Source organism: Paenibacillus sp. BR1-192 (assembly GCF_029542445.1).
Lineage (GTDB): Bacteria > Bacillota > Bacilli > Paenibacillales > Paenibacillaceae > Paenibacillus_AQ > Paenibacillus_AQ lautus_A.
The window spans coordinates 844,472-865,682 of the sequence record NZ_CP120718.1; the positions used below are offsets into that span (position 1 = coordinate 844,472).

Below are 21,211 nucleotides of genomic sequence, written 5' to 3' on the forward strand. Positions count from 1 at the left end.
TTATCATAGTTCGCTGAGCAGTGGTCAATTTCCTGTTTCACCGTAAAGAAACCGTGATATATATAAGAAGAATTTATTGGAAAAGGGGATTCCAAGGAAGTATAATCGAAAGCATCTTATTGCGAAGGAGAGAGCTGCCATGAATGCCAGAATCGAGGAGCTTGAAAAACGTTTGACCACCCAGCATCATAAGGATCTGTTCCTTCAAATGAAACATACGCTGCAGGCCGTCGACGATTTGGCCGAACAGCACCGGGTTTACCAGGCCGTTCAGGCACTTAGTGGCACACGCATCGTTGGAGCGGAGGAGAACGTGTACTTTGACACGTTGAATCAGGTCAAGGAACAGATTATTCATACCCTGGAGCTAACGATCGAGGATTTGGAGCATAAAGGGGATAAACATTACCAGAAGCATTTTAGGGACGGCGTGGAATAGAGCTGCTGCGCGGTCTGAACGGATCGAACAGCATGGATGAAAGCATGATTCCCCCAGGGGAGGCATGCTTTTTTTGCGATTTTTTTCTGCAAGTTCCGTGTGTTTTCATAACATTTCAGGTTACATATTTATCCAATTTCATTGAAATGTGTAACAAATCGTTGATTAGTGTTATGGGATACGACTTCCAGATGCTTTAAAATAATGATAGTACTGGTAAAGCTTGGACGATGATTGTGGAAGATTTCCAAGTTCAGTCAAGTTATCTGTAAGTTAAGAGGGCAACTACTGTATCAAAGAAGGGGAGGTGGCCTGAGCAGCCGGAGGTTGTGTAAACGCTTTATTTATTATCTTTTATATTAAAGGAGGATTAATTGTATGACTTTAAGTTTGCCGAACAAAGCTTGGCTCAAGAATTTGATCATTGCTGGTTCCACGATGTTGTTGATGACCTTGTTCATGGTTTTATTTGCGGATAAAGCTTCTGCCCACGGATATGTCGATTCTCCAGGAAGCCGCGCCATTCTGTGTAAGCAGGGGCAAAACACCGATTGCGGTGCCATCGTGTATGAGCCGCAGAGCTTGGAAGCTCCTAAAGGCTGGCCGAACGCAGGTCCCGCCGATGGCAAAATCGCGAGTGCAGGCGGCGCGTTCCCTAAACTCGATGAGCAGTCCGCAACTCGCTGGAGCAAAGTAAGCATTTCCCCGGGAACCACGACGTTCCAATGGCATTTGACGGCCAACCATGCGACGGCAAGCTGGAAATACTACATTACGAAAGACGGCTGGGATCAAAATGCTCCGCTGAGCAGAGCTTCGTTCGATCTGACGCCTTTCTGCTCCATTAACTACGGCGGCGTAAAACCTCCGACAAACTATGCATCCACATGTAACGTTCCTGCCAAGTCCGGTTACCATGTCATTCTGGCGGTATGGGAAGTAGCTGACACGGCTAACGCTTTCTATAACGTCATCGATGTAGACTTCGGCGGTGGCGGAACTCCGAACCCAGGCGTTCCTGCACCGACAGGACTTACTTCCCCATCCCAAACAAGCAGCAGCGTATCCTTGGCATGGACAGCTTCCACCGGGGCTTCCAGTTATGAAATCTACCGTAACGGATCCCTTGTGGGTACATCGACTTCAACCTCTTATACCAACACGGGGCTAACCGCAGGAACGTCCTATACGTACACTGTGGTAGCCGTCAGCAGCTCAGGCAGTAAATCATCCGCATCGGCTCCGCTTACGGTTTCAACATTCGGAAGTTCCACGACCTATCCGGCATGGAGCGCAACAGCCGTTTATTTAGGCGGCAGCAAAGTCAGCCACAATGGCGTGAACTATGAAGCAAAATGGTGGACTCAAGGCGAAACACCTGGATCTGCCGAAGTTTGGAAGGTTATCCCTTAAATCGATCGTTTGACCGGATCCGGCGTCTAATGACTGCCGGATTTTTCTTAGGCTTTAGCCAGTTGCGTGCGTGAACCGCGCGAAACAAAGAACCACCCGCTATGCGGATGGAGGGAATGAGAGAGTGGGCGGTGGTATATTTCCTTTTTTTCACCTCCACTAATAAGTACAGAGGAGATAGCTTCTAATAAGCGTAGAGAAGATAGCTTCCGTCGGCTGCGCATTGACCCTGATAGCTTGGATTTACCTAAAGAAATATTGTGGGTTCACTGACTGTCGATGTTCTTCCTTCTGTATGATTTCATGGCTTTTGCCAACTTAAACGGACCCTAGTTCCGTTATTCAAGATCATAACCCGATTTTTCACAATGTACCGGACTCCAGATCCGCTATTATGAGAAATAAGGGGGCAAATACCGATTAAAACAGCAAATAAGGTCCGCTGGGTCCGCTAAAGTTACTAAAAGGGTTGTTTTCGATGAAATAAGGTATTCTGAGTCCGTTAGGAAGTCCTTATACCAAAGAACAAGTACATCGTGCGCACTGCTCCCTGTGCACCCTGTGCACCCTGTGCACCCTGCGTGCACGGTGTGTGGTCCGGGGCATGCTTGGATTGGCTGTCGACCGTTGAGTTTTGGACATATTGAATGACATGGCGATTGTGTCTATAGACGTTCAGTGAATTTCTGCTGTTTGCTCTTTTGGTCTAAGCCGGTGATCGCGAAAAAAAGCGAGTATGGATGGTAAACATAGCAGTGGAATATAAATAAGCAAGCCGCTGGCGAGCAGCAGCTTGAAAAAGGCACCCCCGGGGTGCCTTTTGTGCTTTCTACAAGAAGTATGTTCAGGCATGCCAAGGTATGCAAAGGTACGAAGGTATGCAAAAATATGCCGGTACGCCAAGGTACGCAAAGGTGCAAAGGTATGCAAAGGCATGCCAAGGTCCGCCAAGTTCCGCAAAGGTACGAAAGTATGCAAAGGCATGCCGGTACGCCAAGGTACGCAAAGGTGCCAAGGTCCGCAAAGGCATGCAAAGATTGCTAGCCTCAAACCCTGTAAACGGTGATGCCCCGATCCTGAAAAGGCTTGACATCCGAGTCGGAAGCCTCGCTGCCGGTAACGAGTGTATGAATGGCGCTGTTGGGAGCGACCGTATGCAGGGACAGCTTGCCGATCTTGCTGTGGTCGGTGACTACGACAATTTCGCCGGCGGCCTGAATCATGTTCTGCTTGGCCGGGACGAGCAGCGCCTCCGGGTGCATGAGGCCATGCTGGGGATGCAGGGCAGGGGTGCCGATGAACGCTTTCTCAACATGCAGGGATTTCAGCACATGGTCGGTAAACATGCCGTTTAGCATATAGCTCGAGGGGTACAGCTCCCCGCCGGTCAGGATGACTTTGATGCCCGGAGCATCGCGAAGTTCGACGGCAACGTTCATATCGTTGGTTATGACGGTAATGTCCGAGCGGTGCACAAGATGCGTAGCAATATGAAGGGTGGTTGTCCCCGAATCGATGATGATATTTTCCCCGTCTTCCACGAGTGAAGCCGCGAGCTGGCCGATGCGTATTTTTTCGTCCCGATGAAAGTTGGTCCGTTCATTAAAGGATGGCTCGTTATGCGTCCATTGCTCCATGATGACCCCGCCATGCGTGCGCTTCAAAGCGCCTTCCTGTTCAATCTCCGCCAGATCGCGGCGAATGGTGGCCGTGTGGACGCCGAATTCGGATGCCAGGGCGGCAACCGTTGCCGTACGGTATTGCCTTACGTAATCAATGATCCTTTTCTTTCGTTCGTGTGCCAGCAATCGATAATTTCTCCCTTCCTAATTGGACAATGAGCAGCAGAGTGCGTTTGTACATACAATGCGCACTTTTGCTTTTTTATGCTTATGGGCTCCATATCTATCTAGTGTACTCCCGTTATGTTAATGCCATGTTAAATCCCTTGCTGCGAAGCGAATTTACACAATCCGTACGAAGGCCTAACACTCTCCTAATATTGCAGATCTACAATCGAATTAAATAAAAATGAACAAAAGTGATCATTACATGTGCATTTGATGCGTACTTATTATCAGGTGCATGTAAGGGATTTCATGTTATGGAATCGTTCATTTTTTCGCTTGTCATGACAGCATCATTACACATTGGTGAGGGGGATCGCTCTTGGCATCCATTGAATTTGTGAAAGTGAGCAAGTCGTTTGATCGTCAAACCGTCATACAGGACTTGGATCTTACCATCGAGGACGGAAAATTCACCGTGCTGGTCGGCCCTTCAGGGTGCGGGAAAACAACGCTCCTAAGGATGATTGCGGGCATAGACCCTCAAACCTCTGGTTCCGTTCTGATCGACGGCAAGGATGTCACGCGCATCGCACCGGGGAAGCGCGGCGTGGCCATGGTGTTTCAGAACTACGCCATTTACCCGACGATGTCGGTCCGCGAGAATATCGAATTCGGCCTCGTGAACAATAAGGTTCCCAAAGCCGAGCGTAAGCGATTGGTGGAAACCATAGGGGCAACCGTGGGACTGAACGATTATTTAGACCGCAAGCCCTCCACCTTGTCCGGCGGACAACGGCAGCGGGTGGCTTTAGCCCGGGCCATGGTTAAGGATCCGTCCGTCTTCCTGATGGATGAACCGTTGTCCAATCTGGACGCCAAGCTGAGGGTTCAGATGCGGATCGAGCTGATCGAGCTGCACAAGAAGCTCGGGACGACCTTTGTTTACGTGACCCATGACCAAATCGAGGCTATGTCGATGGCGGATACCATCGTGCTGATGAACAAAGGGGTCATTCAGCAGGAGGCGCCGCCCGAAGTGGTGTACCGCAAGCCCAGCAATCTGTTTGCGGCCCAGTTCATCGGGGTTCCTCCCATGAACATTGCGCCGCTGGGGGACGATCGCGCGACGTTCGGGTTCCGTCCGGAAAGCGTTGTGATCGGCACGGAACCGGAATCGTTTCACTACACGGCCAAGGGCGAGATCATCACGCGAGAAATGCTGGGCTCCGAGACGATTTATCAGGTGAAGACGACCGATGGTCATGCATTCATGGTGAAATGTCCGGATGACAGATACCATGTCGATCAGCAGGTCTGTCTCGGCGTGCCGGCCGACCAATTGTTTTTCTTCGGTCCGGATGAGAACCGGGTGGACGAGAAGGACAACCGCCACAGGGAGTTCATGGAGCGGCTGAGAGGGCTGGCCCATGGATAAGAGGAGGATCTGGGAAGGGATCAGGCCCTATGTGCTGATCGCGCCAGCCATGGCGGGTATCCTGCTGTTCGTGATGTATCCGGTAGGTTATTTGATTTACTTAAGCTTGTTCAAATACAACCTGATGAACAAAGACAAGAGCAAGTTTGTCGGATTGGACAATTTCACGCAGATTCTGGGGCGCGGGGATTTCTACAAAGCACTCTGGAACACCTCCGTCTATACGGCCGGGGTCGTCATTTTGACCATGCTGCTGTCCCTGCTGATCGCCGTATGGCTGAACAAGAAAGGCCGTTTCAATTCGATCGTCCAGGCCGGGATTTTCACGCCGCACGTCGTATCCATCGTATCGATCTCGCTGGTCTGGCTGTGGCTGATGGAGCCGAATCAAGGACTGCTCAATTATCTGCTCAAGCTGGTTGGACTCCCGCCGTCGGCATGGCTTCAAAGCTCCAAGACCGCGCTGATATCGGTCATTATCGTGTCGGTCTGGCAGGCCATCGGCTATTATACCCTGATTATCGTGGCAGCCTTGCAGAGCATATCGCCGAGCATTTATGAAGCGGCCGCGCTGGATAATGCGAGCAAGTTCAAGGTGTTTTACAAAATCACACTGCCGATGATCTCGCCGCAGCTGTTTTTTATTCTCATCATCATGACGATCGGCTCCTTCAAGGTATTCGATACCGTTCAGGTGATGACAGGCGGAGGACCAAACAATGCAACGACGACGCTTGTGTATTACATATACGGATTCCGAACGACCAATATCGGTTATTCGGCGGCGACAGGCGTTGTGCTCATGGCCATTATCGGATTGCTCACGTTCATCTATTTCCGGCTGTTATCCAAGAAGGTCCACTATCAATAAGGCTATAAGGCTTTGGCCACGAAGAAAGGAGGCACGGTTTGAAGACCTTTGACTTAAAAATCGTATGGACGGCGCTGGGCTATTTGCTGAAGGCTGCAGTGCTCATGATTTTCATCTTTCCGTTCCTGTGGATGATCTCCACATCGCTCCAGACATTCCGGGAGACGATGACGTTTCCGCCGACGTGGATTCCGGCTTCGCCGCAGTGGGGGAATTTCGCGGAAGCGATGAATGCGGGGCCTTTCCTGACCTATTTCAGGAACTCTGTTGTCGTCACCGGTTCCATCATCGTACTGCAGTTCCTGATTATGATTCCGGCGGCGTATGCTTTTGCCAAGTATAAATTCCCGGGAAAAACGCTGCTGTTCGGCATGATCCTGCTGGCCTTCATGATCCCGGGGCAGGTTACGTTCATTCCGGTTTATCTGATGATGGCGGATTGGGGATTGGTCAAAACCCTGCTCCCGCAGATCATTCCGTTCGTTTCGAATGCCTTCGGCATCTTCCTGCTGCGGCAATACTTCATGCAGATTCCGGAGGAAATCATCGAAGCGGCCCGTCTGGATAACGCCAGCGAGTTCAAAATCATCCGGAAGATCATGATCCCCATGTCGAAGCCGGCACTCGCCACCATTGCGCTGTTCAGCTTCGTCAGTCATTGGAACGACTATTTCTGGCCGCTTGTCATGACCGATTCGGCAGCCGTCCGGCCGCTGACCTTGGGGATCGCCATGCTGCGGGAGACCGAGGGCATCAGCAACTGGCATATCATCATGGCCGGCAACGTGATTCTGGTGGTGCCCATCCTGCTTGTATATTTGTTCTGTTCGAAGCACATCGTGAAGGCTTTTGTTTATTCGGGCATTAAATAATTACAGGAAATGACAGGTTTCAGCCATTCATAATCGAATAATTAATGGAGGAATGAATCACATGAAATCCAAATGGTATACACGCCTATCCGTCATCCTGCTGTTCAGTTTGCTTGCCGCATGCGGTGGAGGAGGTTCGGCCGAGCCCGGCGAAGCACCGGGAAGCGGGGGAACCGAAGCCCCGTCCGGAGACAAGGGGAAAACCACGGTGCAGTTCTGGCACTCGCTGGGAGGCAAGAACGGGGAATACATGGATGCGCTCATTCAGCGCTTTAATGCATCCCATGAGGATATCGAAGTCGTAGGCACCTTCCAGGGCAGCTACGACGAAACGGTAACCAAGCTGCAGCAGGCGATTGCATCCGGCACCGGCCCGGATGTCAGCATGCTCGAGCGAGCCTACATCCAGATGTTCGCCGATTCGGAGGTCCTTGAGGATCTGACGCCTTTTCTTGAAGGCTCCGGCATCAGCCCAGACGACTTCACTGCCGGTTTAATGGGACACTCCACCTTCAATGATCAATTGGTGTCGCTGCCGCTGAACCGTTCCACCCCGATCCTGCACGTGAACAAAACCTTGCTGGATGAGCTCGGGCTTCAAATCCCGACGACATGGGAGGAAATGAAGGAGGTCGCGAACGCGCTGGTCGTCAAGGAAGGCAGCGAGTATAAGCGATACGGCGTCACGATGCCCTACGACACATGGTATCCGATTGCCATGATTTCGCAAGCCGGCGGCACGTTCTTCAATGACGACAATACGTCGATCGGCTTTTCGGATAACGGTGCCGGAGCCAAAATGTTCACTTACCTGAAAGACCTGCAAAGCACGGGCGCTTTGTATTATCCGCCTGCTCAGGATTCCGGCAACATCGTAAACAGCATGTTTGTGGAAGGCAAAGTCGGGATGATGTACCAATCCACGGGATCGATCGGCGGATTGTCCAGCGCGGTGGATTTCGATTACGTGACGGCATTCCTGCCTAAGGACGAAGTATATGCGAATCCGACCGGAGGCGCGAACGTCACGATGCTGTCTTCTTCCAAGAACAAGGAAGCGGCATGGGAGTTCATTCGGTGGATGGAGATGGAAGAGGAAGGCGCTCTTGAATTTATTTTGCAATCCGGTTACCTGCCTTTCACGAAGAAGATGGTGGAGTCGGAGAAGATCCAAGAACTGTGGGCCAAAGAACCGAACCGCAAAGTCGCTTATGATCAGCTGGAATTCGCTATGGATACCAATAAGGATGTGGCATGGCCTGAGATTATGCATGAGTTCTTCTCGGCCATGGAAGCGATCATGTATGACAGCAAGGATATCCCGGCGACGCTGGATACCTTCAAGAAAGAGACGGAACGGATTTTGGCCCAATAACAACAGGTAAAGGAGTGGCAGGACATATGATCGAACGACTACGGGAGCCATCCTCTATGATGGTGGCTGCACATCGCGGGTATAAATCGGCTTATCCGGAAAATACGCTGCTGGCCTTTCGCAAGGCACTGGAGTTAGGCGTTGACATGCTGGAGTTTGATCTTCGGCTGACGAAGGATAAGGAGGTGGTGGTTATCCATGATACAACGGTTCAGCGTACGACCAATGGCGCCGGCGAGGTAAGGGATTACACGCTTGCGGAGCTGAAGGCTTTGGATGCGGGCGGCTGGTTTGCCCTGGAATTCGAAGGCTTGAAGATCCCGACGCTTGCGGAGCTTTGCGAACTGCTTCGGGAATACCCCGAGGTTCTGTGCAACGTGGAGATTAAGCCCAGTCCCGATGCCCAAGAGGCCGCCGACCTGGCGATTGACATGCTGAACCGGTACGGGTACCTGCCGCGCTGCGTATTCACCTGCTTCGATGCTCAGGTTCTGACCTATATCCATGAAACGCATGGCCAGAAGACTCAGGGGTTTCCGGGCGAGAAAATGTCCGGCTTTGACTTCGGGGAGGAGGGCACCTACGCCAAAATGTGGGGGATCGGCGTGGAGATGTCACTGCTTACGCCGGAACTCGTTGCCCGGTTCCAGGCACAGGGGCTGCTGGTCTGGAGCTATTGCCCGGACGATGAGCAGGGCGTCCGGTATTCGCTGGAGTGCGGGGTTACCGGCATGACCTGCAATGACCCGCTGCCGGCGATGGCGGTAACCGGAAAGAAGGGTACGCGGATATGACCTCCATTTTATCGAATGTCCGGAGTCTAGCGGCGGATTTACCGGCCCATCAGCTTGCGAATCTGGACGAAGTAGAGCTGGTTCAGATCCAGCACGGAGCGTTAGACGAGGTGGCGGGCTACCTTGAGACGAAACGGTGGACCTCGGTGGTCATGGTCGTGGACGATAATACCTATGGCCAGGCGGGCCGGAGGCTTTCGAATCTCCTCGCGAAATCATCGATTGGGGTCCAGGTCACCCGGCTGCTTCCGGACCGGAAGGGAGATGTCATCGCGGATGAAGTATCCCTGGTCCAGGTCATATTGGATATCCAGCATAGCGGGGCGAAGGCGGTGCTGGCGGTAGGCGGAGGGACGATTCACGATATTAGCCGGTACGCCGCCTATACCGCGGGCGTTCCGTTCATCTCCGTACCTACGGCCGCATCGGTGGATGGATTTAATTCCAAGGGAGCGCCGATCATTATACGGGGCGAGAAGATAACGATTCCGGCCATCGGACCGAGCGCGATATTCGCGGACGTCGATATTCTTATGGCTGCTCCCTCCCAGTTAACCGCCGCCGGATTCGGGGATATGCTGGGCAAGTACACATCGCTGTTCGACTGGAGGTTTGGCAGTTTGGTGGCCGACGAGCCATATTTGCAAATTTCGGCGGAGATAACGAAATCCGCGCTCAGCCAGTGCGTGAACGCGGTGGAACAGATTGCGAAGCGGAGCGAGGAGGGCGTACGCATCTTGATGGGGGCGCTCGTCGAATCCGGCCTGGCGATGCTGCTGTTCGGTCGATCCCATCCGGCTTCGGGTTCGGAGCATCACCTGTCCCATTATTGGGAGATGGAGTTTATCCGTCTAGGGAAGAAACAGCTGCTGCACGGTGCCAAAGTTGGAGCCGCTTGCGTGGAAATCTCGAAGCTGTATCATCGTATCGGAGAGCAGGGGATCGAGCTGAACGGAGGCTCCTCCCCGGGTGCGGAAGATATAGAACGGCGAATGGCGCTGCACTGGAACGACATCCGGTCTCATATTACGCATCTCCCGGAGCCGGAAGTGCTGGGCGATCTGATGCGCATGGTAGGCGGACCGGCCGGGGTGTCGGAGCTTCCGATCGGAGATGGGCTGCTGGAACGGAGCCTGGCTGAGGCCCACAAGGTTCGATACAGCCGCTACACGCTGCTCCATGCTTACAACGAACAAAGATCCTTATTTGTCCATTAAGGCAGGTTAAAGGTCGACGAGTGAAATAAGGCTGTCCCTCAAGCAGATCCTTCTGCTTCAATGGGGCAGCCTTTTTGGCTTTTCTGCAGCTGTGCTTTGATTCCGTCCGGCCTTACGAAGACGGCCAGCGCCCCAAAGACTGAGGGGGTGCCGCCGCTGCCGATCGCCAACAAGGTCTAAAGATATATGTAATTTATTTCATTTGAATAGGCATTTAGAACTATTACCCATCTATTTTTACATAAACGACCTAAAAGTCGAATTATGTAAAAAGTTTCGCCAAACTCTCAAATATTGGACAAATGCTACCGATAACTTATAAAGCGGAGTCTTATCTCCCCATTTTACACCAACATTTTTCGACATTGCCTGTTCGTTTTTGTATGTAGAGAGAAAGTCCTTACAGAAAAAAGAGCACTTGCAAAAATTTTGGACGAATGATCGGATAGGACCAAAGCGCTACTTATTGGGGGAGGATTTACAGCATGCTAAAGAGTCTTAAGCAAAAGATGATTACAATGATTTGTTTGCTCTTGCTAGTCAGTCTTGGATCCGTTTTTGCCGTAACTTACAGTCGGTCATCTGACTTGCTGCAGGAGAGCTTGGACAAGGAAGCTCAGCTTAGCGCGGAGAAGCTTGCGCTTCAGATCGACCAATTTCTTGATGTGGAGATTGCCAAGGTGGAAAGCATCGGGAAATTCATTACGGGCAACAAAGAGCAGGATCTGCAGTTGATTCAGGCTGCGCAGGAAGTGAACAAGGAATTTGAGACCTTCTTCTTCTCGTACGATTTGACGGGGAAGAACGTCATTAACTTTCTGGGCGAGGTGACCGACGTGTCCGACCGCGTCCATTATCAGGAAGCCGGGAAGGGCGAAGGCAAGCTGGTCGTGTCGGAGCCGGTGCTTTCCAAACGGACGGGCAATAACATCGTTACGATGATCATTCCGCTGATGAAGGATGGAAAACAGTACGGCTACATGGGCTCCACCCTTCCGATCAACGAAGTTCAGAAAACAGTATCGTCCCAAACGTTCGGAGACACCGGATATGCCTTTCTTCTGAGCAAATCGGGGACGTTCATGTGGTATCCGCAAGAGGAACTTGTACTTCAATCCAACGTGAAGGACGTTGACAGCGCCGGATTAACGAAGGCCTACGAAGAGGTCAGCCAGGGCAGACCAGGCGAGTTCGATTATGTATTGGAAGGTACCGAGTATTCGGCGGCTTATGCACCGTCCAACTTGAACTGGGGGGTCTTCGTGACGGCACCGACCCATGAGCTGAATGCTCCAATCAAGGAGATGTCGTTTACGTTAGTCATTATCTCGGTTGCGGCCCTGGTCGTATCCGCCGCTGCAGCAATTTGGTTCACGGCCCAGATCGTCCGGCCGATCCGCAGGCTCAACACGGCTGTGAAGGAAGTCGCAGCAGGCGATTTGACCAAGACCATTCAGGTTAGCGGCAAGGATGAGGTGGCCGTTCTTTCCAGCGATTTCAACCAGACGGTATCGCATCTGAAGCATCTGGTCCTCGGCGTGAACGATTCCTCCCGCCAGGTCATGTCGGTGACGGAAACCGTCTCGAGCGGGGTCGATACGGCCATGGACAGCGTGGACCGAATCGGATCCTCCATTCGCCAAATTGCCAGCGGAGCACAAGCTCACGCCTCAAGCTCCAACGAAATCGCTACGTCCATGAGCGACATGGCCAGCGGGATCGTCAAAATCGCCGAGACGTCCTCGATGGTGTCCGAAGCCGCGCAGGAAGCTGCCAGCCAAGCGGAGACCGGATCGGTTGTCGTTGAGCAAGCCGTGAAACAGATCGGCAACATCGGCGAGGGTACATCCAAAGTCGGCACGGCGATCGAGCGTTTGAATGAGCGTTCCTCGGAAATCGAGCAAATTTTGAGCTTTATCACGGAAGTCACCTCCCGGATTCGACTGCTGTCCCTGAACGCTTCCATCGAGGCTGCCAGAGCGGGCGAGCATGGACGCGGCTTTGCGGTCGTGGCTGAAGAAGTCAAGAAGCTGGCGGGACAGTCGGAGGTTTCGACCGATCAGATAGCGAAGCTGATTACGGAAATTCGCGAGGACACAATCAACGCCGTACAGGTCATGGACGTCAGCCGTAAGGATGTACAGGACGGCATTGCTTTGATTGAAGATGTGCGCGAGAAATTCGATAACATTCTGAATGCGACCCGCAACGTGGCGGATCACATTCTGGAAGTATCGGCGGCATCCGAAGAAATGTCCGCTGGATCGGAACAGGTCAGCGCTTCGGTTGAAGAGCTGAAATCCATTGCGGATCTGACTTCCAATGATGCACAGAACGTGACGGCTGCCATGGAAGATCAGATTGCAACCATCAAGGAGATTTCAAACTCCGTAAAACAACTGGAGACGGTCGCCCAGGAGCTCAGCAAAGAGCTCGGCAAATTCAGTCTCTAACATTCCCTGGATCTTACGGACCGCGCGTAACGGTACTTGAGAGGGGGGATGCCTGGAAGGAAAACGGCTCAAATCGCAAGCGTGCAAGGCAGTAAGTCAGAGGAAGTACCGGCAAGAAGAGGTTTGACGTTTCAAGGCAGATCGATGCCGCTGCCCACTAAGGGGCATCACGAAGTACAACTAGAAGAAAACTGGAGGAAACGAAATCATGGCTAAAAATTGGAAAAAGGTATTACTGGCAGGGGTAGTCAGCTTATCATTGGTAGCAACGGGCTTTGCGGCAAACGAGGTCCTCACATCACCGGAGGTATCGGCTAAATCCGCCTCGACCAATGCACCTGGTCAACTGAAGAAGCAAGCGGCTTCCCAGCTTGACGAAATTATCGAAAGAGGCTACATCCGGGTTGGTATGACAGGGGATTACAAACCGTTTACATATTTGAATCCTGCTACAAAAGAGTATGAAGGTTATGACGTTGACGCCATGGAAGAGCTCGGTAAAGACCTTGGCGTGGAAGTACGCTACGTCAACACGACTTGGTCCAACATGATGAAGGACTTGCAAGCTGATAAGTTCGACATCGCAGTGGGCGGCGTTACCCGCAACACGGCTAGACAAAAAACGGCTTATGTATCCCAAGGGTACATTTCCTTCGGCAAAGCTCCATTGATCCGTGCAGAAGACAAAGACAAATACCTGACGGTTGAAGATATCAATAAACCTTCCGTTCGCATCGGCGTGAATCCGGGCGGAACGAACGAAGTATTCGTGCGCGAGCACTTGACCAAAGCGAATGTGACGGTTGTACCGAACAACCTGGATATCCCGCATTTGGTAGCAGACGGTACGTATGACGTGATGATCACCGATACAATCGAAGCGATCACGTATGCGAAGGCGGATTCCAGACTGTATGCCGCTTTGACGGACAAGCCGTTCACGAACAGCGAAAAAGGCTACATGATCCCTCGCGGCGACTTTGAATATGCAAGCTATCTGGAAATGTGGATCGACGAAATGAAGCTGCAAGGCAAGTTTGCGGACATTCATAAAAAATGGCTGGAGTAGGTTGGATCAGGCTATAAACAGATAGCCAATCCCTGCCAGCAGATCAGGTTGAAGAACCTGATCTGCTGGCTTTTTTGTTGTGTTCAATAAGGGGAAGAGAGCGCCGCCTCGGCGTCCGGGAGGTTTACCAACCAAGCAAATAGGGTAGTAAATTAACATGGACATCGACCATATAACATCAGGATAGGAAACGGGGGGCAGACCATGAAGCTAGCTAAATGGATTGCGGCGTGTTTGATGACCGTATGGATGCTGACCGCTTGCGGCGCTCAAGAGGACTCAGGACGCGTGCAGATTGAGTTTTTTCAGAACAAGCCTGAAGCGAAAGGCTCCTTTGATGCACTCATCGAGAAATTTAACGAATCCCAGTCCGAGATCAAGGTGGTTCAGGTAAATCCGCCGGATGCGGAGACGGTGCTCAAGACAAGAGTCGTCAAGAATGACATTCCCGACATTATCGGCATGGGTGCAACCGATACGTATTCATTGCTGGCCCAAAGCGGCATATTTACGGATTTGACGGATAACCCGCTGCTGAGCCGGGTGGATGAGACTTATGTCCAGATGCTGAAGGACGTAGCTGGCATGGACGAGGTTACGGGCATTCCCTATTCCACTAACGCTAACGGCGTCATGTACAATAAGGAAATTTTCAAGGAGCTGGGGCTCAGCGTTCCCAAGACCTGGGACGAGCTGCTGGCTACGGCGCAGAAGGCCAAGGATGCGGGGAGAATCCCGTTTTATTTCACATATAAAGACGATTGGCAGACGGTGCTGCCGTTTAACGCATTGGCTTCCAACCTGGAAGGCATTGAATTTTACATGGATCGGCGGGAAGGCACCGTAACGTTTGCCGAGAAATACCGGGAGATTGCGGAGAAACAGCTCGCGCTGATGGATTATGGCCATGGGGACAACTTCGGCAAAAACTATGCGGACGGGAACCGGGATTTCGCGAGGGGAGAATCCGCCATGTATATCCAAGGAACCTGGGCCATACCGGAAATCCGGAAGGCGAATCCGGATGCGCCGATCGGCTTCTTTCCGCTGCCGACCGGCGATCGTCCGGAGGAGTATAAACTGATTTCGGGCGTAGATACCTTACTGGCTATTTCCGAGGATTCGAAGCATAAAGAGGAGGCTCAGCGTTTCATTCAATTTTTGCTGGAGCCTGAGAATAGCAAGCAATATATAACGGAGCAAACGCTGTTCTCCACCGTGGAGGGCGTGAAGCAGGAGGATCCCGCCGTCGCAGAGCTGCTGCCTTACCTGGAGCGGGGCCAGGTCATCGATTTTGCCGACCACTACATTCCCGCAGCGGTGCAGCTGAACTCGGTGATCCAATCCTTCCTCCAGAACCGGGATATCGACGGGTATCTGAAGAAGCTGGACACCGAATGGGACAAGGTAGCTGACAGGCGTTAACGGGCGGAAGGCGGTATTTTCTTCACACGATATCCAAGAAGCATTGAGGAGGACCCAACATGAACAAGCGGCTTATGCCTTATTACTTGATGACCGTGCCGGCGGTCGTGCTGTTCTTCGTATTTCTGACGTTGCCGGCTTTGCAGGGGGTGTATTACTCCTTCACGAACTGGAACGGATTCGGCGATAACTTCGACTTCATCGGTTTCAAGAATTACGTCAATCTGTTTAAGGATGGCAACGTGGGCAATGCGTACTGGTTCACATTCAAATTCGCGGTCGTGGTCACCATCCTCATCAACATCTTCAGTCTGCTGATTGCCATGGGACTGAACGCCAGAATCAAGGCGAGGAATTTCTTTCGGGGCATCTATTTTCTTCCGAATATTCTGAGCGTGCTGATTGTAGGTTACATATTCAACTATCTGTTCTCGAATGTGTTCACCATTTGGGGACAGAACCTGGGGATCGGGTGGCTGTCGACCAATATCCTGGGCAGTGAACAGCATGCTTGGATCGGCATCGTGGTGGTCGCGGTATGGCAGGGCATTGCCTACAACACGATTCTGTATCTTGCCGGACTCCAGACCATTCCCGGTACGCTTTACGAGGCTTCCAACCTCGATGGAGCGAACCGCTGGCAGGAGTTCTGGAAAATAACGTTTCCTCTGATCGCGCCGTTCTTTACGATCAACATGGTGCTGGCGATGAAGAATTCCCTGATGGTCTTTGATCAGATCGTAGCCCTCACCAACGGCGGCCCGGGGCGGGCAACGCAGTCCATCTCCCACCTGATTTATACCGGCGGCTTCGAGGGAGGCGAGTTTGCTTACCAATCGGCTAACTCCGTGATCTACTTCATCCTGATTGCCACGATATCGATTGTGCAGATTCGGTTCCTGCAGAGAAGAGAGGGGGACATGTAATGCGGACGAAAACCAACTGGACGGTGATGATTCTCATCACATTGGGTACGATATTGATCCTGTTTCCGCTGTATATGACGATCACGATTGCGCTCAAAACGCCGGAGGACATGCTGGCATCGGTGTTCGGCCTGCCGAAAGACCTGCATTTCGAGAATTTCGCCAACGCCATAAAAATGACGAATTTCTTCCATGCGCTGGGCAACAGCGCCATGGTGACAACGGCAACGGTGGTGCTGACCCTGTTGACGAATTCGCTCGTCGCTTATGCCATTGCCCGCAATATGAACCGGAAGTTCTTCAAAGGCTTGTACTTCTATTTCATCAGCGCGATGTTTATTCCGTTCCCGATCATTATGCTGCCGCTGGTCAAGCTGACGGCCGGGTTCCATATGACGAATCTGGTCGGGCTCACCATCCTGCATACCGTCTATGCCTTGGCGTTTAACGTATTTGTGTACGTAGGTTATATCAAATCCATCCCGGTTGCGCTGGAGGAAGCGGCCCGAGTGGACGGCACGTCGACTTGGGGAACATTCTGGAGAATCATATTCCCGATTATGGCACCGATCAATGCGACGGTAGGCATTCTGATCTGCCTCTCGACCTACAATGACTTCCTGCTGCCGCTCATCATCATCAGCGATACGAATTCCTACACGCTGCCGCTGGTGCAGTATATATTCCAAGGGCAGTTCAATACGGACTTCAATCTGGCCTTTGCCTCCTATCTGATGGCGATGCTGCCGATGATCATCATCTATCTGTTTGCGCAAAAGTGGATCATCAACGGCATTACGCAGGGGGCTGTAAAATAAGGCAGCTTTGCATTTCCTAGGAGCACTTAGTCCTCTCAGCCCTTCGCTGCAGCAGGGGGCTGCGGAGCCCGCAATCAGCAGCATGTCCTTGTGCGACCCATCATAACGAAAAGCTGTATTCCGGCATGATGTCATGCCTGGAATACAGCTTTTTTGCTGCCGCCAGGGTTCCAATCGGCGAAGGATCCCCTGGTTTATGGCGTGTCCTTATTATAATTTCAGCATGTTCCGCTTCTCCGCATCCGGGTCCTCGATGATCCTGCTGTCGTTGTTGAATATCATCGTTGAACGCAAAGCCGGATCATAAGCTGGCCACGGCAGCGCCTCGGTATCCGGCGAGCCGTTCCGCGCAAATGCAATCCAGGCATCCTGGATCCGGTCCGACAGGGCTTGCGTAGCCGCATCGACTTGAACGCCGATGTTCTCAAACAGCGCCAGCGTGTTGAATACAAACGGGATTTCCAGGGCATGCATCGCTTTGCCGAGCACCGGATGGTCCGGCAAGGTCCAATCGAACCGGTACATCCATACCGGCGCGTGTTTGCTCTGTGCGGAAGCGAATTGCAGGGCCGAGCGCCAGAAGTACAGATCGGTCATAATCTGGGCATGTCCGTCGATGCTGTACGGGTATTCCTTGGTGATGGGGGCGGCATTCTCAATGCCGGTCATCATCTCCACGGTGCGGACTAGAACGTCTTCCTTCACAAGCGGCATGTCCGGCCGGAAGAACAAAGCTCCTTCATCGAGATTCGTCCCGATCAGGATCGGCACGTCCTTGGCCCATCCCGATTGGATGGCCTGCAGCGGATCATGCGGCAAAGTGCCCGGATCCAGAACCGGCTGAAAGATCATGTTGACGCCGGGTCCGATCTGCTTCTTCAGCCGTTCCCCGGCTTCGAATATCGACTCGCCTGTCAGGGAATCCAGCTGATGGATGTTGTCTGGCGTAATGGCCAGCTCTTTAAGCAGGCCGGCCGTTATCATTCGTGCCTGTTCCGGAACCATGACCTGGGCAGCGCCGCTCTCCATGATCGCCCGGTGGAACAGTCCCTTGGCTGCAGGCATCGCCAGTAACGCCGCAATGCTCATGCTGCCCGCTGATTCCCCGAATACCGTAACCCGCTCCGGATCGCCGCCGAAGGCCGCGATATTGTCCCGCACCCATTCCAGGGCAGCGATCTGGTCCAATAAACCGGTATTGGAGGAATAGGCTTCGCCGTATGGAGAGAGATGGAGAAAGCCGAGGGGGCCCAGCCGGTAATTGAGGGTAACCACGATCACGTCTCCTCGGAGAACGAAGGGCGCGCCGTTATAGCTTGGCAAGCTGCCCGAGCCTGTGACAAAAGCGCCCCCGTGAATCCATACCATGACGGGCAGCGGCTCCGCCGGCATGTTCCGGGGTGCCCACACATTGAGATATAGGCAATCCTCGGATACCGTCTTGGTCACGCCGCCGCCAAGCATGCTGGATGTGGATTCAAGCGGCTGAAGGCACATGGGACTGAAAGCGGTGGTTTCTCTAATCCCGTCCCATGAATCGGGGGGCACAGGAGAACGGAACCGCAGCGGGCCAACCGGTGGCTTCGCATAGGGAATTCCCTTCCATACGCGCACTCCGTTTTCCGTAAGGCCTTGAATGCGCCCGTCTTTCGTTTGTACGACAAGTTCTGACATGTTCTCGCTACACCCTTTCTCTCTGCTCTATATATACACTTTACCAAGTTAGCGGCATAAGTTCAAAAAAGCACGAATCCTGAGGAATACAGGCAGGAATGTCATGTTACATGAAGAATGTAACAGGGTGGGCGGTATCGCGGACGGCGGATACGGCATCACCTGATGATCCATGTCATTATAGGCATACTGGAGGGATAAGCATGAACATAGCGATATTGGGCTGCGGCACGATGGGGACGGCCTATGCGCACAATTTGGCGAAAATGCCGGGAGTAACGGTGACGGGCGTGGTCGATATAAACGCCGAACGAGCGGAGCGCGCTGCAGCTTTGACCGGGGCGAAGGCATACACGGATGTAGAGTCGCTGTTTGAACAAAAAGATTTGGAAACGGTTGCGGTGTGTCTGCCCACCTATCTCCACAAACCGTTTGTACTGAAACTGGCCGAAAAAGGGCTGCACGTCATCTGCGAAAAGCCGGCAGCATTAACGCTGGAGGATGCGCAGGAGATGAAGGCGGCCTGCGAGAAGCACGGAGTCCGGTTGTTTATCGGACATGTCGTCCGGTTCTTCCCGAACTATCACGATGCCTATCGGCAGGCCCGCTCGGGGAATATCGGAACGCCGAAGATGGCTCACTTGAAGCGGTACGGTTCCTACCCGCAGGGAATGGATGGATGGTACAACGACCCTGGCAAGAGCGGCGGCGTCATCATGGATCTGATGATTCATGACATCGATTTTGCCTGCTGGCTGTTCGGGGAAGTGGAGTCGGTATATGCTTCGACCGTGAAGCGGACCGAGCCGCAGATGGAGTACGCCCAGCTTACGCTTCATTTTAAAAATAGCGCCATCGCGAGTCTAACCGGATATTGGGGGTATCCCGGTCCATTTACGACGCAGTTCGAGATCTCGGGAGACCAAGGCATCGTACGATTCGACAGCAATCAGGTACAGTCCCTGGACTTGAAATTGGCTAGCGCCGAGGCCGGGGAGGGAGCCGCTGTGCAGGTTCCTTCCAGTCCGAGCCTCCATGACCCTTATTATAACGAGGTGCAGCATTTTATCGAGTGCATCCGAAACGGCAGCGAGCCGCTCGTCAGCATCAAGGATGCTTGCTACGCCGTTGAAATCGCTCAGGCAGCGGAGCAATCGGCACAAACTGGACAGCCCGTGATGATCGGAGGGACGGTTTCATGAAAAAGGTGAAAGTAGGGTTTATCAGCTTTGCCCATATGCATGCGGCAAGCTATCTCTTCGGCATGCTGAAGCGGGATGACGTCGAGGTGATCGGAATCGCGGACGAAGACGCGGAGCGCGTTCGCCCTTACTCCGTGGATCGGGGGATTCCGTATTATGCCGACTATAATGAATTGCTGGCACAAGAACTGGATGCCGTAGTCATCTGTTCGGAGAACGCGCGTCATGCGGAAATTACCAAACGCGCCGCTGCGGCGGGCAAGCATGTGCTGTGCGAGAAGCCGCTGGGCCTATCGGAAGCCGAGATGCTGGAGATGATTCAGGCATGCAAGGATAACGGCGTTCAGCTCATGACCGCTTTTCCTTGCCGATATATTTCGTCCGTACGCCAGGCGAAGGAAGCGATTGACGCAGGGCAGATCGGTGACATTTTGGCTATGAAGGGAACCAACCGGGGAACCATGCCGGGCGGCTGGTTTATTGAACGGGAGAAATCGGGCGGCGGCGCCGTATTGGATCATACCGTCCATGTGATGGACCTGATGCACTGGTTTACCGGCAGCAAGGCCGAGGAAGTGTACGCCCATGCGGAAACGCTGTTCAACGATACCGAGATTGACGACGCCGGCATGGTCCACGTCAAATTCGCGAACGGCGTCGTGGCCGTGCTGGACCCAAGCTGGTCCCGCAACCGCACCTTCCCGACATGGGGGGACGTAACGCTTGAGATCATCGGCACCAAAGGCGTGCTGAACATTGATTCTTTTGCCCAGAAGAACGATGTATACAGCGATGTGACCGGTAAAGCGTCGTGGAGCTTCTGGGGCGATGATATGGACGAAGGCCTCGTCAACAGCTTTGTCGAAAGCATCCGCGACGGCAAGCCGGTCGAAATTACCGGGGAAGACGGCTACCTCTCCGCCCGGGTTGCCATTGCAGCGTACGAGTCTGCAAGCACCAAGCGCACCGTTCAGCTGAAGCCGCAGGGATAGTGCGGTTTTGCCGATAAAGCCGGGGAGCGGGAAATTCCCGTTATGTAATGTGAGCGTGCAGGGATTCGTCCTTGAAGAATAAGCAGCAGCGCAATCGTCTTTAGGATGACACTTCTGCCTCCGGCCGGAAGCGCCGATGCCTGCGAAGTGCGGGTCTATGCCTTTGTTAGACGCAGTCCGGCCTCTTTAGGATATGAAGTCATTCCATCTTGAGGATGGAGTGATGGCAGAGAACCTTGCAATTTAAGCCCCTTCGATTTTCGAAATCGAGGGGGCTTTTTTATATGAGAACAATGGGACTTCAAGGGACTTCAAAGGATGAGCGTCCCTGAATCGCAAGCAAGGGTCTCCGCTATCTCCGCAATTTTCCGGCAAGACCTCCGAGAATATGCGCGGACCGACGGTTTTCTTAAATTGGCAAAAAAGATCAAAAACGCTTTGCTCCC

General features: G+C 52.8%; 17 protein-coding genes. 15 read left to right on the forward strand and 2 right to left on the reverse strand.

The genetic code is table 11. The features are described 5' to 3' along the window. The first annotated feature begins 139 nt into the window (after positions 1–139). Positions 140–439 carry a hypothetical protein gene (locus P0X86_RS03705; RefSeq protein WP_096777059.1) on the forward strand — a complete coding sequence of 100 codons (300 nt, stop codon included), beginning with the start codon at positions 140–142 and terminating at the stop codon, positions 437–439. A gap of 378 nt (positions 440–817) precedes the next feature. Then, positions 818–1,852: a lytic polysaccharide monooxygenase gene (locus tag P0X86_RS03710; protein WP_277747810.1), complete on the forward strand. Its 1,035-nt coding sequence runs from the start codon at positions 818–820 to the stop codon at positions 1,850–1,852. 1,046 nt (positions 1,853–2,898) lie between these two features. Here the strand turns inward: P0X86_RS03710 and P0X86_RS03715 are convergent. Then, positions 2,899–3,660 (reverse strand): DeoR/GlpR family DNA-binding transcription regulator, encoded by a 762-nt coding sequence (locus tag P0X86_RS03715; protein ID WP_012818956.1) that lies wholly within the window; start codon positions 3,658–3,660, stop codon positions 2,899–2,901. 361 nt (positions 3,661–4,021) lie between these two features. Here P0X86_RS03715 and P0X86_RS03720 point away from each other — a divergent pair, with 361 nt between their 5' ends. The 11 genes from P0X86_RS03720 (at position 4,022) to P0X86_RS03770 (ending at position 16,897) form a co-directional block, all read left to right on the forward strand. Beyond that, on the forward strand, positions 4,022–5,077 hold the full coding sequence (locus tag P0X86_RS03720; protein ID WP_277747811.1) for an ABC transporter ATP-binding protein: 1,056 nt from the start codon (positions 4,022–4,024) through the stop codon (positions 5,075–5,077). Continuing rightward, a complete protein-coding gene (locus P0X86_RS03725; RefSeq protein WP_096777055.1) occupies positions 5,070–5,948 on the forward strand; it encodes a carbohydrate ABC transporter permease in 879 nt (292 codons plus the stop codon). The genes P0X86_RS03720 and P0X86_RS03725 overlap by 8 nt, the downstream gene beginning before the upstream one ends. A 38-nt stretch (positions 5,949–5,986) precedes the next feature. Beyond that, positions 5,987–6,820, forward strand: coding sequence for a carbohydrate ABC transporter permease (locus tag P0X86_RS03730; RefSeq protein ID WP_277747812.1), 834 nt, complete (start codon positions 5,987–5,989; stop codon positions 6,818–6,820). Positions 6,821–6,881: 61 nt separating this feature from the next. After that, positions 6,882–8,195 (forward strand): ABC transporter substrate-binding protein, encoded by a 1,314-nt coding sequence (locus tag P0X86_RS03735; RefSeq protein ID WP_277747813.1) that lies wholly within the window; start codon positions 6,882–6,884, stop codon positions 8,193–8,195. 26 nt (positions 8,196–8,221) lie between these two features. Further along, positions 8,222–8,989 carry a glycerophosphodiester phosphodiesterase family protein gene (locus tag P0X86_RS03740; RefSeq protein ID WP_277747814.1) on the forward strand — a complete coding sequence of 256 codons (768 nt, stop codon included), beginning with the start codon at positions 8,222–8,224 and terminating at the stop codon, positions 8,987–8,989. Then, the gene (locus tag P0X86_RS03745; protein WP_277747815.1) at positions 8,986–10,206 is read left to right on the forward strand and encodes a sn-glycerol-1-phosphate dehydrogenase; all 1,221 of its coding nucleotides are present in this window, start codon (positions 8,986–8,988) and stop codon (positions 10,204–10,206) included. Before P0X86_RS03740 ends, P0X86_RS03745 begins: the two co-directional genes overlap by 4 nt. A gap of 485 nt (positions 10,207–10,691) precedes the next feature. Continuing rightward, positions 10,692–12,659, forward strand: a complete 1,968-nt coding sequence (locus P0X86_RS03750) for a methyl-accepting chemotaxis protein (protein ID WP_096777050.1) — start codon at positions 10,692–10,694, stop codon at positions 12,657–12,659. A 208-nt stretch (positions 12,660–12,867) separates the two neighbouring features. Next, positions 12,868–13,728: a transporter substrate-binding domain-containing protein gene (locus P0X86_RS03755; protein WP_090912662.1), complete on the forward strand. Its 861-nt coding sequence runs from the start codon at positions 12,868–12,870 to the stop codon at positions 13,726–13,728. Positions 13,729–13,932: 204 nt separating this feature from the next. Beyond that, positions 13,933–15,153, forward strand: a complete 1,221-nt coding sequence (locus tag P0X86_RS03760; RefSeq protein ID WP_277747816.1) for an ABC transporter substrate-binding protein — start codon at positions 13,933–13,935, stop codon at positions 15,151–15,153. A gap of 59 nt (positions 15,154–15,212) precedes the next feature. Then, positions 15,213–16,079: a carbohydrate ABC transporter permease gene (locus tag P0X86_RS03765; RefSeq protein ID WP_009590746.1), complete on the forward strand. Its 867-nt coding sequence runs from the start codon at positions 15,213–15,215 to the stop codon at positions 16,077–16,079. Further along, on the forward strand, positions 16,079–16,897 hold the full coding sequence (locus P0X86_RS03770) for a carbohydrate ABC transporter permease (protein ID WP_012818967.1): 819 nt from the start codon (positions 16,079–16,081) through the stop codon (positions 16,895–16,897). Before P0X86_RS03765 ends, P0X86_RS03770 begins: the two co-directional genes overlap by 1 nt. A gap of 210 nt (positions 16,898–17,107) precedes the next feature. Here the strand turns inward: P0X86_RS03770 and P0X86_RS03775 are convergent, their stop codons facing one another. Then, complete coding sequence (locus P0X86_RS03775) at positions 17,108–18,571, reverse strand: carboxylesterase/lipase family protein (RefSeq protein WP_277747817.1); 1,464 nt, start codon at positions 18,569–18,571, stop codon at positions 17,108–17,110. Between the two features lie 203 nt (positions 18,572–18,774). Between P0X86_RS03775 and P0X86_RS03780 the strand changes: the two genes are divergently transcribed. Both P0X86_RS03780 and P0X86_RS03785 read left to right on the forward strand, forming a co-directional pair. Continuing rightward, positions 18,775–19,773 (forward strand): Gfo/Idh/MocA family protein, encoded by a 999-nt coding sequence (locus P0X86_RS03780; protein ID WP_145040821.1) that lies wholly within the window; start codon positions 18,775–18,777, stop codon positions 19,771–19,773. Then, positions 19,770–20,765 (forward strand): Gfo/Idh/MocA family protein, encoded by a 996-nt coding sequence (locus tag P0X86_RS03785; RefSeq protein ID WP_192569766.1) that lies wholly within the window; start codon positions 19,770–19,772, stop codon positions 20,763–20,765. Before P0X86_RS03780 ends, P0X86_RS03785 begins: the two co-directional genes overlap by 4 nt. The last annotated feature ends 446 nt before the right edge of the window (positions 20,766–21,211 follow it).